Origin of the sequence: Trinickia sp. LjRoot230 (assembly GCF_964253315.1) — a bacterium.
Classification (GTDB): Bacteria; Pseudomonadota; Gammaproteobacteria; order Burkholderiales; family Burkholderiaceae; genus Trinickia.
On record NZ_CAXUQX020000002.1, the window covers coordinates 959,140 to 974,165 of the forward strand.

Annotated in this window: 12 protein-coding genes and 1 pseudogene; 7 read left to right on the forward strand and 6 right to left on the reverse strand. The window is 59.8% G+C overall.

What is annotated here, in order from left to right; genetic code table 11:
- Positions 1–17: 17 nt before the first annotated feature.
- Positions 18–932 (reverse strand): LysR family transcriptional regulator, encoded by a 915-nt coding sequence (locus tag ACSQ20_RS23340; protein WP_436024673.1) that lies wholly within the window; start codon positions 930–932, stop codon positions 18–20.
- On the opposite strand from ACSQ20_RS23340, the gene ACSQ20_RS23345 reads away from it, so the two are divergent.
- Positions 829–1,770, forward strand: coding sequence for an SDR family oxidoreductase (locus ACSQ20_RS23345; protein ID WP_436024675.1), 942 nt, complete (start codon positions 829–831; stop codon positions 1,768–1,770). The two genes, ACSQ20_RS23340 and ACSQ20_RS23345, sit on opposite strands and share 104 nt — an antisense overlap.
- A 22-nt stretch (positions 1,771–1,792) precedes the next feature.
- On the opposite strand, the gene gcvA is transcribed toward ACSQ20_RS23345, so the two are convergent.
- Positions 1,793–2,677 (reverse strand): transcriptional regulator GcvA, encoded by an 885-nt coding sequence (gene gcvA, locus ACSQ20_RS23350; RefSeq protein ID WP_436024677.1) that lies wholly within the window; start codon positions 2,675–2,677, stop codon positions 1,793–1,795.
- 138 nt (positions 2,678–2,815) lie between these two features.
- On the opposite strand from gcvA, the gene ACSQ20_RS23355 reads away from it, so the two are divergent.
- Positions 2,816–4,099, forward strand: a complete 1,284-nt coding sequence (locus ACSQ20_RS23355) for an adenylosuccinate synthase (RefSeq protein WP_436024679.1) — start codon at positions 2,816–2,818, stop codon at positions 4,097–4,099.
- 217 nt (positions 4,100–4,316) lie between these two features.
- On the opposite strand, the gene ACSQ20_RS23360 is transcribed toward ACSQ20_RS23355, so the two are convergent.
- Entirely contained in the window at positions 4,317–4,784 is a 468-nt protein-coding gene (locus tag ACSQ20_RS23360; RefSeq protein ID WP_436024681.1) for a winged helix-turn-helix transcriptional regulator, read from the reverse strand.
- Between the two features lie 146 nt (positions 4,785–4,930).
- Between ACSQ20_RS23360 and ACSQ20_RS23365 the strand changes: the two genes are divergently transcribed.
- Positions 4,931–6,175 (forward strand): MFS transporter, encoded by a 1,245-nt coding sequence (locus ACSQ20_RS23365; RefSeq protein WP_436024683.1) that lies wholly within the window; start codon positions 4,931–4,933, stop codon positions 6,173–6,175.
- A gap of 349 nt (positions 6,176–6,524) precedes the next feature.
- Complete coding sequence (locus ACSQ20_RS23370) at positions 6,525–8,492, forward strand: hypothetical protein (protein WP_436024684.1); 1,968 nt, start codon at positions 6,525–6,527, stop codon at positions 8,490–8,492.
- A 6-nt stretch (positions 8,493–8,498) separates the two neighbouring features.
- Here the strand turns inward: ACSQ20_RS23370 and ACSQ20_RS23375 are convergent, their stop codons facing one another.
- Positions 8,499–9,068 carry a cupin domain-containing protein gene (locus ACSQ20_RS23375; RefSeq protein ID WP_436025843.1) on the reverse strand — a complete coding sequence of 190 codons (570 nt, stop codon included), beginning with the start codon at positions 9,066–9,068 and terminating at the stop codon, positions 8,499–8,501.
- A gap of 228 nt (positions 9,069–9,296) precedes the next feature.
- Positions 9,297–10,247: pseudogene (locus tag ACSQ20_RS23380) on the reverse strand (M14 family metallopeptidase); the annotation flags it as partial.
- A gap of 187 nt (positions 10,248–10,434) precedes the next feature.
- Between ACSQ20_RS23380 and ACSQ20_RS23385 the strand changes: the two are divergent.
- From ACSQ20_RS23385 to ACSQ20_RS23395, 3 genes are all read left to right on the forward strand, one after another.
- Positions 10,435–11,019 carry a cupin domain-containing protein gene (locus ACSQ20_RS23385; protein ID WP_436024685.1) on the forward strand — a complete coding sequence of 195 codons (585 nt, stop codon included), beginning with the start codon at positions 10,435–10,437 and terminating at the stop codon, positions 11,017–11,019.
- Positions 11,020–11,244: 225 nt separating this feature from the next.
- The gene (locus tag ACSQ20_RS23390; protein ID WP_436024686.1) at positions 11,245–12,573 is read left to right on the forward strand and encodes an NAD(P)/FAD-dependent oxidoreductase; all 1,329 of its coding nucleotides are present in this window, start codon (positions 11,245–11,247) and stop codon (positions 12,571–12,573) included.
- Positions 12,574–12,948: 375 nt separating this feature from the next.
- Positions 12,949–13,431: a DUF4123 domain-containing protein gene (locus ACSQ20_RS23395; RefSeq protein ID WP_436024687.1), complete on the forward strand. Its 483-nt coding sequence runs from the start codon at positions 12,949–12,951 to the stop codon at positions 13,429–13,431.
- A 9-nt stretch (positions 13,432–13,440) separates the two neighbouring features.
- On the opposite strand, the gene ltrA is transcribed toward ACSQ20_RS23395, so the two are convergent.
- On the reverse strand, positions 13,441–14,973 hold the full coding sequence (gene ltrA, locus ACSQ20_RS23400) for a group II intron reverse transcriptase/maturase (protein WP_436018321.1): 1,533 nt from the start codon (positions 14,971–14,973) through the stop codon (positions 13,441–13,443).
- Positions 14,974–15,026: the final 53 nt, after the last annotated feature.

Here is a 15,026-nt window from a genome sequence, read left to right on the forward strand (position 1 = left end):
AAGACGGGCGATTGCCGTCAGCGAACCGTAGCCGCATGAAGGCCCGGTAGCGCCGGAATATGTTCGGCCATGAACTCCAGGAAAACGCGAGCCCGCAGCGGCTGATATCTGCGCGATGGCGATATCAGGTGAATCGTATGGCGGGGCAAGTCCCACTTCGGTAACAGCGGAACGAGCGAACCTGCGTCGATCAGGTCCTGAACAAGCCACGCAGGAGCGCTGCCTACGCCGGCACCCTTCAGAAAACATTCGCGTAGGGCCAGCGAGCTGTTGACGTTGTATCGGCCCTCAGCCGAAATGACGATCTTCTCTGTGCCCTTGGAGAATTCAAGCCGAGTGCCGATGGGGGCGCGTGCATAACCGATGTACCGATGCTTGAGCAGATCCTCTGGCCTGCGGACGCGAGGCGCGCGTTTGACGTATTCGGGTGTCGCGACCAGCAATCGTGAAGACCATGCGATGCCACGCGCGATCGCGTTCGGCGGAAGTTCGTCGCCGATACGGATTGCGACGTCGATTCCGTCGTCGACGAGATCGATGATGCGATCGGTCAAGTTCAGTTCAATTTCGATCTCGGGATACTTTTCCAGAAACTGGAGAACGAGGGCATTGAGGCGTAATTCGCCAAGCCCGATAGGCGCGCTAACTGTCAGCTTGCCTACCGGTCGTTGCGTCTGCCCCCACACATCCGCGACAGCTTCGGCATACTCTTCAAGTATCTGCTTGCACCGCTCGTAATACCGTCGACCTTCCTCGGTCGGTGTCAAGCTTGTCGTTGTTCGATGGAGCAGCCGAACGCCGAGGTCTTTCTCGATCGCGGAAATCATCTTGCTCATAGTCGGCTGGCCGATGTTTTCTTCCCTGGCGACCGCTGAAAGACTGCCTAGCTCAAGCGCACGCGCATACAAGCGCATAGATATAAGTGAATCCAAGAGATTCCTCTGTGGAATGGGCTATATGCGATTGTCGCTCATTCTGCAACGCTACGGAATGACGTATCGTTCGTTCACCTTCACTTCCGTTGACGAGAAAACAATGAAATCCACGATGCAATCGTCCCTCCTGGATGCCCACGTCGTTGTGTTTGGCGGCAGTTCGGGAATCGGCCTCGCGGCAGCTGCAGCAGCCAAAGCGCGTGGCGCCGAAGTGACTCTGATTGGGCGAACCGCCTCGAAGCTGGAAGCCGCGGCGCGGACGATTGGCGGCGCTCGGACATCGGTTGCCGACATCGGCGACCGACGCGCTGTCGAAGCGTTGTTCCAAACGATGACGCGTGTCGATCATCTTGTCATCTGCGCCGGCACCTTCATTACCGGCAAGCTGGCCGACAGCGATCCTGATCGGCTTCTGGCCGCTTTGCACGAACGCATCGCCGGGCCCGTCTACGCAATCAAGGCCGCGTTGCCACTGATGCAATCTACGGCCTCGATCGTGCTGACGAGTGGACAGCTCGCTGATCGTCCAACGGGGCAAGGAACTTCGGTTATCGCGGCTGCGGTGCGCGGCATCGAAGCGCTCGCCCGGTCACTGGCGCTTGAACTCAAACCCATTCGGGTCAACGTGGTTTCGCCTGGGTTCGTGGACACCCCGCTGTTCGACGTATTTGGCTCGGAAGATCGTGCCGAGATCTTCGCTCAAGCAAGCTCCGCCTTACCCGGTGGCCGCATCGGCTATCCGGAGGAAGTCGGCGATGCGATTGCGTTTTTGCTAAGCAATGGATATACGAATGCCGAAGTTCTGCATGTCGATGGCGGCGGGCGCTTTGTATGAAGCGAGCTTTTTGGGCCGGACGCTAGGCACCACCGGCCACCGTCAACCAATCCTTGAACGCCAGCACCGCGGCGTCTTGCGCTCTCGAAGCCGCTATATAAGTGAAATACCGCCAAGCCGGCAGCGCGGGTTCCTTGAACGGAACCACGAGCCGGCCCTCAGCAATATCGTCCGCGACAAGCGCTATTGGCCCCATCGCAATGCCAAGCCCATCGAGCGCACCCTGCAGCGTCAAATAGAAGTGTTCGAACGTCAACGATTGCCGCGGCGTCAGACCGGGATGGCCCGTCGCCGCCAGCCAGTCGGGCCACATGCTCGGATAGGTCGCCGCATGCAGCAGCGTGAACTTCGCTAAATCGGCGGGCTTTCTCAAGCGCTTCTTTACGAGCAACTTCGGCGCACAAACCGGAAGACGTACCTCGGAAAGGAATTCTTCCGCAACATATCCATCGACGCTTTGCGGACCACCTCGAATGATCAGGTCAACCTCGTCCCGCAGTTTTTGAATCGGCTCGTTCGATGTGGAAAGCCGCACTTCCACGCCGGGATTGACGAGCTGAAACGAAGAGAGCCTTGGCACGAGCCAACGCAGAGAAAAGGTCGCAGGCGCGTTGATACGCAACACCTTTTGCCCTGCGTGTTGCATTTGCTGCGCGGTAGCCAGTGCTATTCGATCGAACGCCGCCCCGACTTCGGCGAGATAACGACTCCCTGCTTCCGTGAGTTCGACGCGTCTGTTGTAACGCACGAAGAGCACGTGCCCCAACCACGCCTCTAACTGTTGAACGTGCCGGCTGATTGCACCATGCGTCACGCAGAGCTCATCAGCGGCCATCGAAAAGCTGCCAAGACGCGCGGCTGACTCGAAGGCTCGTAGCGAATTCAAAGGGGGGAGTTTTCTGATCATGTGGTTTTCGGGTGAGTTTTCGTCACATGAACTATCAGGATTAATCGTTTGATTGCCGAGTCATCGCGCCGCTACATTACCGATGAAAGCACGCCATGCATTTGCTGCTGTTCGGAATTCTCACACGGAGCTCGGAGTATGTCGAATGTCGTTGTGGTAGGTGCTCAATGGGGCGATGAAGGAAAAGGGCGCTTGGTGGATTGGCTGGCCGGAGCAGCCGACATCGTCGCGCGATACAACGGCGGTCACAATGCCGGCCATACGATCGTGGTCGATGGCAGGACTTACAAGCTCGCGTTACTGCCGAGCGGGATCGTGCGGGGCAAGCTCGGCGTGATCGGCAATGGCGTCGCGCTCGATCCGCACGCGCTGCTCGCCGAAATCGCCCGTATGGCGGAAGCCGGGTTAAACGTGACGCCGGACAACTTGATGATCGCCGAGAACGCGACGCTCGTTTTGCCCATTCATCAAGCGATAGACCTCGCGCAGGAAAAGCATCGACGCGAGCCGATCGGTACGACACTGCGCGGTATCGGCCCCGCCTATGAAGACAAGGTTGGCCGGAGAGGGCTGCGCGTCTGCGATCTGGCCGAGCCGAACTCGCTCGCGGAAAAACTCGATGCGCTCGTCGACTATCACAACGCCTGGCTAATGGGGCTCGGGCTCGAGGGATTCAACTCCGATTCGATGCTGCCGGCGCTATTGGATATCGCACCCCGCTTGCTCCGATTCGTCCGCCCTGTTTGGTCCATTCTCGATGACGCTTGTGCTTCCGGTAAGAAGATTTTGTTCGAAGGCTCGCAAGCGGTGATGCTCGACGTGGACTGGGGCAGCTATCCCTATGTGACCTCGTCAGGCACCGTAGCATCGGCAGCCGCCGCCGGCACAGGGCTTGGGGCATCGCGACTCGGGCATGTGCTGGGTGTAACCAAGGCCTACACAACCCGCGTCGGGGGCGGCCCCTTTCCAACGGAGCAAGCGGGCCATATTGGCGCGACGCTGCGAGAGAAAGGACGCGAAGTCGGCGTCAACACGGGACGGCCAAGGCGATGTGGTTGGCTCGACGCCGCACAGTTGCGGCAAAGTGTCAAAGTGTCGGGGATCGACTCGTTGGCGCTGACGAAGTTGGATGTGCTCGACGGCTTCGATTACATCGACGTGTGCGTCGGATATGAAATCGACAGCCAGCCGATGGACTATTTGCCCGCGAGTATCGCGGCACAATCACGCGCATTGCCGCGATATGAGCGGCTAAAAGGCTGGCTCGGATCGGTGAAAGGAACAAGGCGGTTCGGCGATTTGCCGCAACAAGCACGCGATTTCATCAAGCGAATCGAAACGATAACAGGCGTGCCGGTGTCGTTGATTGCAACGGGACCAGAGCGCGAGGATACGATCGTCTTGCACGATGCTTTCGGTTGACGTATGTGCGGCTGATGAGGTAAGACCGCGCGTACGTAAATTCAGCCAAGCTGGGCCCCGGCGCTTCGCCCGTGCTGTCGTCGAGATCCAGCGTTCCGGTCCAGACGTTTGTATGAAGTGGATAGCGTCATGCGCTATAAATGAGTCATTAAGCGGAACTTTGCTCAGTTTATAGCGCATTCATCGATGTTCTTCACGGGCCATTTGCTTGCTCGCGCTACTTACTATCCGGGCTCGGTGCAGGGACCTTCTTGACGAACGTTCCTGCTGGCGTCAATACGGCACCGTTCGCGCGGCGCACGCCTAGCTTCGGTACGGGTTTGCCGCTTGCACGATCGATGAGCTGCGAATGCTTTTCACCGCGTGCGAACAAGTGCGCCTCGCCCCATTGCCGCAACATGACGATGACCGAGAACAGCGCTTCGCCCTTCCGCGTCAGCACATATTCCTGATAAGCGGAGCCGTCCGAGGCGGGGACGACTTCAAAGACGTCCGCTGCAACCAGAAGCCTCAAGCGGTCGGTGAGTATGTTGCGCGCAATGCCGAGATTTTCCTGGAACTCGCCGAAGCGGCGCACGCCGTCGAACGCGTCACGCACGATCAGCAACGCCCACCGGTCACCGACGATATCCACTGCGCGTGCAACGGGACACGATGAAGCTGCAAGACTCTTTCGTCGAGCCATCCGACACCCCCTGTTAAACCGACGAACCGATACGAAACCTGCCAAAACCGCGCGCCCTGCGCTGTCAATGCGACCGACTAGTTGCATTTTAAAACACGCTGACTATACTTCCATAGTTTTAATTTGCAACTGCATAGAGGTGACATATGACTTGCGACAGCACGCAGTCCGTTGCGGTGCACGCTATCGAATCGTGCGCAGCTGAGGGGCGGCACTGCGTTTCGCCCGTGCTGGTGTTGCTTCTGGCTGCCTGTGGTGGGCTGAGCGTCGCAAACGTCTACTACGCGCAACCGTTACTCGACGCGATTGCGGCTGATTTCCACATCGGCCCGGCGGCGGTCGGAGGCGTGATCTCTGCCACGCAGCTAGGATGCGCATTGGCCTTGCTGCTCGTCGTACCCCTCGGCGATCTCGTTAATCGGAAGCGGTTGATTTCGGTACAACTAGGACTGCTGTGCGCCGCGTTGATGATGATCGGATTCGTGCGCACGCCGCTGATGCTGCTGATCGACATGGCAGCAATCGGCATGCTCGGCACCGCCATGACGCAAGGGCTGATCGCGTACGCCGCGGCGCTCGCGCAGGAATCGGAGCGCGGCTGGGTTGTCGGCGCAGTGCAAAGCGGCGTAGTAATCGGACTGCTGCTGGCGCGCGCTTTCGCTGGTGTCGTGTCCGATCTGCTCGGTTGGCGCTCGGTATATTTGATTTCGGCCGCGCAGGCCATCGTCATGCTGTTCGCGCTGTCAAACGCGCTGCCCGCGCCACGAGCGATAAATGTGAAACTGACCTACTTCGAGTTGCTTAGGTCGATGTTCGCCTTGCTTGCGTCGGAACGTCTGCTTCAGATACGCGGTCTCATCGGGCTGCTGATGTTTGCGGCGTTCAGCATCTTCTGGAGTGCGCTCGTGTTGCCGCTCAGCGCACCCCCGTTCTTGATGACCCACACTCAAATCGGCGCGTTTGGGCTAGTCGGTGCGGTTGGCGCACTAGCCGCGGCCAGAGCGGGACGTTTGGCCGATCGAGGTTTCGGACAGTGGACAACCGGCGTCGCACTGGTGTGCCTGCTTATGTCGTGGATTCCGATCGGGTTCATGCGCGACAGCATGCTCGCGTTGATAGCGGGCATCGTACTGCTCGATATCGGCGGCCAAGCGGTTCACGTTATCAACCAGAGCATGATCTTTCGCATTCGCCCGGAAGCACATGGTCGGCTGGTCGGTTGCTACATGCTGTTCTATTCGGCTGGGAGTGGTCTTGGTGCGGCAGCGTCCACCTATGTTTATGTACGGGCCGGCTGGATCGGTGTTTGCGTGCTCGGCTTCACAATCAGCATGGCCGCGCTTGGATTTTGGGCGGTAACGTTGGTGCTGACGCGGACGTGTCGTCAGTGATCGATCGACGTCGAAAGGCTCGCCGTTACTATACAAATCTCGGCCGGTATAGTAACTACCATGAAGCGTCCCCGTACATCTAGCCATTACCGACCGGACCCCATAGGGGCTCACACATGGCAATTCGGCAGACAACGGTAGATTCGTTTCGCTATTTGCTGAATTGCTCGCGACGTGCCTCTCTTACGCTCTCAATACGTTACGCCAAGGCGGCCGGGCGTCGGCAACAGTTGACCGCCTCCACTCCCTTTTCTTTCTTATCGTGCGATCAGCCAAACCCATTATCACTTTCGTGGCCAGCGCCACGCTTGCACTGAGCCTCGCCGCCTGCGGATCGTCGACGCCTGCCATGTCGGGCAGCGTATACCTAGGGGCCGTCGCCAATGCGACGGTTTCTGCTTACACGCTGAACGCCGACGGCAGCATGGCGCAAGAACCGCTCGCCACTACAACGACCGCAGGCGACGGCTCTTTCTCGTTCTGGCACGCATTGCGCTATCCGCTGTTCATCCGCGTGACGGGCGGAAGCTATGAAGAGGAGTCGACGGGCACAAGCGCCAACCTCTCGGGAGAACTGGATGCCGTTTATCTGTCGGCCCCGTCGCAAATGGTGGTGTCGGTGTATTCAAACGCAGTCGTCTCGGACGCCCGTGCTGCCGGCGGTTTAACCGCAACCAACATTGCAGATGCCAGGTCGCGCGTGAACGCTTTCGCGGGAAACATCGACGTGCAGCAGACCGCGCCGGCGTTCGTTTCGACAGGTACTTCCGCGGCCGTCACGCCCGGCGCCATCATGGCACTCGCGCTCGGCGCGGAATCGCAAAGCCGCTCGTCGGCGGGCATTTCGATCGCCGACAGCACGGCGAATATCGTCGCGCAAGCGGCTAACGGCGACACCCTTGCAGCGTGCAACGCCGGCGCTGGCGACATCGCGTCGGACGGTACACTCGTCGCGCCCCCCGCTGGCGATTGTGCACTGACGATGGGCGCCGCTGACTACCTCCGCGGCGCACGTAACCGCTCGGGTATCACGTCGATCTCGCAACTCAATCCGGTTATTCCGGGCAACGCGGCCACCATCACCGTCAGCAGCGCGGCGTGCCACGATCGCATCGCGCTTCTCGGCGAGCAGTTCGCCCTGTTCGCGAGCCGCAAGAACGACGTTCAAGCGTTGCTTGGCAACGGTGTCACTGCAGCCAACTGGAGCAACTATGCGGGCGGCGGCACATGGGGGCCACATGCCGCCGTATACGGCGCGATCACCACGGCATCATGCAACGACGACGTTGCCGCATTCCAGCGCGAGCTCGTGATGGCCGTCGAAAATTATTGGGTCGATCAAGGCATCAATTATTGCCACCATCACATTCCTGGCTGGCTGCCTCCTGTCAGCCCCGCGAAATTCCGCAATTCGTCGACGGGCAGCACGTCGGGCGGCGACAGCTCGGGCATGACCTGCACCGCGAATCGCAAGAACGATGGGGCACAAAGCCTCACCGCGCTCCCGCACGATCAGATCAACTGGCAAGGCGCGGACTGCTCCGACTTCACCTCATGGGCGTATGACTTCGCGGGCGTCACCCACGACGATGGCAACCTCGAGACAGGCATCGGCACGCAGGCCTGCTCGACGGGCGACGACCCATTGGTGGACAAACAACAAGCGGGCGTGCTGCTCGATATCAATCAAGGCAACATCGCGAGTCTCGTTGATCATTTGCGGCCGGGCGATCTGCTGTACATCACGCAAGTCGCTCCGGTCGCGGCCGGCTCTGCGCCATCGAACGTCGCGAACGGGTACGTTGTCTCGCACGTGATTACATGGACGGGCAAGCGCTTCAGCGATCTGAGAAACGGACCGGACGGCAGCCTCTACGACCCGACAACCGCCGGACAACGCGGTTCACGTCTCGGCGCGGATATCGCCTCGTACCTGAGGAGCGTCAACCCGAATCAGACGATTCCGGCGTCGGAGTTGGGTAGCCCCGACAAGGACCCGTGGATGATTATCGACAGCCACTTCGCAGGCCCGGCGTATCGTCCATTCGTGATTCCCACCGCGGCCATGAAAGCGGATTGGTATGTGCTGAATCTCTCGCACGTGCGCCGTGTGATCGATGCCGATTCCGCACGCACGGACCCGGTCCTTGCACCGCTCGTCATCAGTCAGGTCAGCACCAGCGATGGCGATTACGGCAAGGTTGTGAGCTACAGTTCGGCGCACTCGCGTTCGTCGTCGGGCGGCTATAAGTTGATCTATCAGCGCCCTAAAAAGCATGCGATTCCGACGTGCTATCGGGTGGGTACGGCTTCATAGAGCCCATTATGTCGGGCGATAAATCGCGTACACCTTCGCGACGTTCTCGCGGCTGTCCCAACTGCACCGGGCGTGTTGTTCAACGAGAAAAACGTCGCCACGCGAAAATGTCCCGGCGCGACCGGTTTCGTCCATCAATGTGACGCGGCCGTCAAGCAGGTGCATCAGTTCGTAGTGAGGGTACGACATCGCAGTGCGCTGATAGGGCGTCGAATCCCACGTGCCACAGATCAGTTGTCCATCGGACGAACGATAGTCGGTCTGATTGCGGCATTGCGGTGCGGGCGTGAGCAGCAGTTCCGCAGGCGGCGTGCCCGACGGCTCCAACTGCGGAGCATCGTCGATCGGCACGATGTTGCTATTGGCACCCTGGCCGCCGCGATAACGCATGAAGATGATCGATGCGGGCCCCTGCGTCGACCACGAAAAGGTCGCGCCCTGCGGGATCACAGCGCTGCTGCCAGCCTTCAGCGTGAACGTGCGCTGTGCCTGCTTCAACGTTATTGATCCTTCGGAGACGACGAGGATTTCGTCTGCCGGTTGAACGGATACGGCACCTGTGTCGGCGGCAAGCATAATCACGCCGGCAGTCACAGGGCCCGGCACCAGATCCACAAAGCGGCGGCTGGACAGGAAGCGGTCATCGTTCGGCGAAGCAGTCGATGCGACGCCCTGGCTCGCGTCCGACGCGAACGCTTTGAGGTCGACGAAGGATCGAGGGCGACTATGTACCGCCGCAATGCGTTGCGCTTCGGCGTTTTCGTCTCTCGGCGTGCCTTGCTCGACTTTCACTTGGCGTTTCTCCTGTTCGATTCGGCCAAACCGCGCCACGGTCACGCCCGGCCGCAACTGGCGCAGCGACGGCATGACTAGCACACAGTCGTTATAGGGTGTGACGATGGCCCGCCCGTCGGACCAACCGATCACCGTACCGGCGTTCTCGAACACTTCGAGGCCGGTGTACGGCGCAGCGAAGCGGAAATCGTTGCTTCGCGCGACGACCGGTTCCGTCACGCGTACGACACGCATCTCATCGGGCAGCGTCGCGAGCCATCCGGCGGGCAGATCGCTTTCGTCGACGATGCCCGCCAGCAGCAGAAAGCGCGCGGTGCAGTCGCGAGCCACGGTAACAGCACTTCTCTCCCAATGTTGACCGCATTCGATGAGCAGCGCGTTCTTAGGGCTGACCTCATCGCCGAAGCCTTCGTAATCGCGCATCCGGCGTCCCTCGGGATGGCCTTCGTCGCAAATCACCGTGCCCGGTGTGCCGAGGCGCACCGCAAGCTCGATACCCTTTTTCAGCGGTCCAGCCACGATAAGCGGCGCGCTTTTCTCGTGCATCGAGTGCAAGTCGAGCAGCAAATCGATCGTATCGATTGCTGGCCGCATGACGCGTGCTCGATCGAGCTCCGACGAACGCACTGCGAGATCGTCGAGCTTCGCGGCCGTCCACACGCGGTTGAAGTCCTGATCGACAAAGCGCGCCTTGTCCGGTGTGGCTGGATCGAAGCGCGCATAGGCGTCCACGTTCGCGAACGATAGCGTGAGCCTGCCGCGACGGGGGCGCAGCTGCGCGCGCAGCAGTTCGTCGACGATGATCGCTCCGCACACCTCATTGCCATGCGTCAGCGCGTTGATCATCACGTGCGGGCCGGCCGTGCCTGAGTCGAACGTGTAGACGTAGGGGATGCCGGCATTGCCGGACGCGTATGCGGCAATATCGGGGAAATCGACCTCGATCGGGTATGCATCCATCTTTATTCCTGGTTCGCCGCTATCCTGCTCAGCTAGCGCATTGCGCATCGTCCAACCGTTGAGCGTTCAACATTCAGCGCACTATGACAGTGTTCAATATAATGATCAAGAGGTTTGACTCTTCGTTGCGGATCGAACCATTTCTATAGAGGTTTGCATGAAGCCAATACAGCCAAGGAAAAAGAACGTGGCCGAGCCAAGTCGTGCCGATGTCGGCGCTCGCCTACGGGCTCTGCGCATCGAGCAAGGGTTGTCCGTCAATGAACTCGCGATACGTGCCGGTGTGTCGGTCGGCACCGTGAGCCAGGTTGAACGCAACAAGGCGAACCCGTCCATGCGTATCCTCGAGCGCCTGAGGCAGGCATTGTCAGTGCCGCTTACTGCACTGCTCGAGTCGGACGACGCGATCTCGGACCCGCTTGCCGGCGAATTCGTGCGTCGGGCAGCCGAGCGGCCGCTGTTCGACGTCGGCACGCACGGCATGCAAAAAGAGCTGCTGTCGCCGCACGGCGATCACGATCTACGGATGATGGTCATCGTGCTGCCACCGGGTGCAGGCTCGGATGAAGTGCTCATCGGCGTCGGCGAAAAGGCGGGGCTGGTGCTCGAAGGCACGGTGGTGCTGAATGTCGGCGACCGCCGTGCCGAACTGCGGGCGGGCGACAGCTTCCAGTTCAAGAGCACGGTGCCTCACAGCGTGCGCAACGAGAGCCGCAAGATGGCACGCCTGCTGTGGATCATGAACACACAGCCGCCCGTCGTTCATTTTTGAACCCTCCCGTTCACGCGTTGCGCCGCGCTCGGAATCCGTCCGTTGATCGGCCCTTTCCGCGGCGCACAACGGAAACTTTCAAGTTTTGCCACCGATCATCACCGGCTCGCCCCTTCTTTCACTACAATGAACGATATTCTTGCGGCGACATATGGAATGAAGACTTGATGTCGGCGCGCTATGTCTTGGCCAGTTGCGGGGCTAAGCAAACGATGGAAGTCCGACATGCTTAGAGTTGAAGAGGTGTACGACACGCCGGGATTTTCGGGCGCGGCCGATGTGATTGTGATCGGCGCCGGTATCGTCGGGACGTCTACCGCCTATGAATTGGCGCGACGCGGTGTTTCGGTAGCGCTGATCGACAAGGGCATCGTCGGTGGAGAGCAATCGGGGCGCAACTGGGGCTGGGTACGCCAGCAGAACCGCGACATGTTCGAACTGCCGCTTGCGATGCGCAGCCTTCGTCGCTGGGGCGAATTGCGGGACGAAATGCAGATTGACATGGGCTTTCGCCGCGAAGGTATTCTTTATGCCAGCAACGACGCAAAGAGCATCGCCCAATGGGACGATTGGTGCAAGCGGGCCCGCGAGATCGGGTTTGTCAGCCATATGCTCAGCTCGACCGAGATCGGTAACCGCGCTCCTCATGGGGGCCCGCGGTACGTGGGTGGCGTCTGGTCGCCCGACGACGGGCGCGCTGAGCCTTCGCGCGCGGCGCCCGCCCTTGCTGAGGGCGCAAAGCGCCGCGGTGCGCTGCTCTACCAAAACTGCTCGGCGCGCGGCTTGGAGCTGAGCGCAGGACGTGTCAGCGGAGTGTGGACCGAACGCGGCTTGATCAAGGGAAGCATCGTGGTATGTGCTGGTGGCGCCTGGAGTTCGCGTTTTTGCAGGCGTCACGGCGTCGACATCCCCGCTGTCAATGTAGTTGGCACCGCTATGCGTACGTCTGTTGCACCGAACGTGATCAACGGTTGCTTCAGCGGGCCCGGTTTTGCGCTGCGTCGTCGCCTTGATGGCGCATACACGTTGGCGGTCCCAGGTTTTGGCCGCATCGACTTAGCGCCGCTTGGCGTTAAGAACGCGTTAAGGTACTACCGCAATTACCGAAACGACATCGGCAAGAAGCTTAAGTACCGCCTTTCAAAGCCGTGGTTCGAAGGTCCCGAGGCATCGGCGAACTGGAAATTCGACCAGACTTCGCCGTTTGAACGCTGCCGCGTGTTGGACCCGAGACCCGATCTCGAATTTGTGAAAATTGCCTTGGATAATGTGAAGCGCGCTATCCCGGAGTTGTCCGACTTGCAGGTTGTGCATGCTTGGGCCGGAGCAATTGACACGACGCCCGACCTCATTCCGGTTATCTCCGATGTTGCCGAACTTCCTGGCTTCTACGTCGCGACGGGGTTCAGTGGCCATGGCTTTGCATTGGGCCCGGCGGCAGGAGAACTTGTTGCCGATATGGTGACTGGAGTCAAACCGATGATGGATATTTCGCCTTATCGTTTAGGCCGTTTTACAGACGGCAGTTTCGTCAAGGTTCCGGAAATGATGTGATAGACGGATTTGTGGTCAGGGTTTTGTCATTCTTTCTGATTTTCCATTCGCGTAAAAACTACTTACAATCGACATTATCTCAAAAAAAGAAACGTTTTCTCCGGCACAAATTCCCGGCTTATTCATAATGAATTTCGAGATAGTCCTAAAATTAGCGCATCGTTGTAATTGCTCCATCTTTTAACTTATGATGCCGCTCTTTTAATTCGCCGATGCGATTGAAAGAGGGGTAATCGATATGGGTAGGCTCGCTGATACGCTCGCAATCGCTTCGGGCATCGAGCAGGTAAACACAGCGCTAATACTGGAGTCTCCTTTGGGAGCGCAGGTGCGCTTACCGCAGCGAGTTGTCGGCGAGTCTCGTATCGGTCGCACATGATTCACTACGTTATCGTCGAGCCCCTCAATGGCAAGCTCGAGTTGCCAAGTGAGCCGTCGGTCTACACGGTGGGCGAACTGGTTCCCGAAGCACAGTCCGAATTGGCGGGCGCGGCGCCGATGCTGTATTGCGCCGAGCATCCCAGCGAGCAATTGCCGGCGTTGCGCGAACGCGCCGAGCAAGACCGAATGTCCGGCGCCCCGCCTGTTCTATGCGCGATCCTCGAATGTGACAAAGCCAGCCATCGGCTGCAGCAGCATCTTGCTGAGCGCTTGGTGTTACCGAAGCCAACCGAAGGGACTGCAATCTTCCGTTTCTACGACCCACGTGTGTTTGCGCATCTGCAATGGATACTCAAACCCGAACAATTGGGCGCGCTGATGGGGCCTGCGGCTCGGTGGACTTATCTGGACCGGAACGCGGGCTGGGTGACCGTGCAAGGCGCCAAAAGCCCGAACGACGAATTCTTGTCGCGGTAGGAATGTCCATTACTGGACACCCCCCGCACAGATCCCGGCGTGCGCGATTCGCGCACCGGGCTCCTGCCTCGGGTAGTTGGCGTCAAACCGCACGACCGGCCAGGGGTGAAGGATGCGAGCCTTGGGTATCCACTGCTTCGCAAGCCGTTGCATCTTCGCCCACGTGGTGTCGTCCTTCTGACTGCGGCGCCGTAGCGCCAACCTCCAGAGGTCAATCACGCGTGCGCGCAAGGCCCGCAGCGCAGCGAAGTTGGTCGGCACCGCGTGGTAGTTGAAGTACCCTTGGACCACGCGGCGTAACCAGTCCCCTTGCTCGGGAATCGACTGGTGCCATCTGTGCCGCAACTCATCCTTGATCCCCTTCAGCGCCGTGCGGAGTCGGTCGCTCCGCGTTTTGCGCATGAGCATGAACCTGCCGTCTCTAGCACGGCCGCTGATGTGGGTGAATCCGAGGAAGTTGAACGTCTCGGGTTTGCCCAGCCCTCGGCCGGCTCGGTTGCGGGCCGCAAAGCGCCCGAACTCGATCAGCCGGGTTTTCTCCGGGTGCACCGACAGCCCAAACTGCTCCAGTCGCTGTTGCATGGCCCGCCTGAACCGCTTCGCATCATGTGGTTTATCGAAACCAATCACGACGTCGTCGGCGTATCGGACGATCACGACGTTACCCTCGGCATGGCGCTTACGCCATTGATTTGCCCAGAGGTCGAAGACGTAGTGCAGGTAGATATTCGCCAGCAGCGGCGAGATGACAGACCCTTGCGGTGTCCCCTCGTCGGTGGGCTCGATCACCCCGTCTTCCATCGCTCCCGCCTTCAGCCATTTGCGGATCAGTCGAATCACGCGCTGGTCGCCTATGCGGTGCTCAACGAATCGGGTCAGCCAGTCGTGGTTGACCGTATCGAAGAACCTGCTGATGTCGGCGTCCAGTATCCAGCTCACGCTCGTGCGAGCGATTCCCGTTGCGAGTGCATCCAACGCATCGTGCTGGCTGCGTCGCGGACGAAAACCGTATGAGAAGCCCAGGAAGTCCGTCTCGTAGATCGCATTGAGGACCGCCACCAGCGCGCGCTGGACGATTTTGTCTTCCAGTGCGGCAATGCCCAGCGGTCGCTGTTTTCCATCCGCTTTCGGTATGTACCGCCTGCGACTGGGCAGCGCCCGATAAGCCTGCCGGTGGAGTCGGCCATGCAGGTCTTCGAGATTTCGATCCAGATCTAGCTCATAGTCGTGCCACGTCACGCCATCAACCCCGGCTGCCGCCTTCCGTTTCAGCCAGAAGAACGCCGTCGCCAGTAGGTCGAAGTCGATCAGGTGGAACAACGCCGTGAACCTCTCCTTCTTCCTTTGCCTTGCGGCTTGTCGCACACGGTCCAGCCTCTGGGACACGCTTATCCGGCTCTGCGTCCGGCGCATGCGCGACCAGCCCGTGTTCCCCTTGGCCCCGCCCCTTCGCTCCGCCGGCTCCGCGTCTGGTTGCCCGGATTTGTTCGCCAGCTTCTTCGCTACTATGGGCGAGTCCGACTTCTCCCATTCGTTCGTCATCGGCTTTGGCTCCTCACCTTCCCGATGCGGACCGCTCGACGACACCTCCGTCC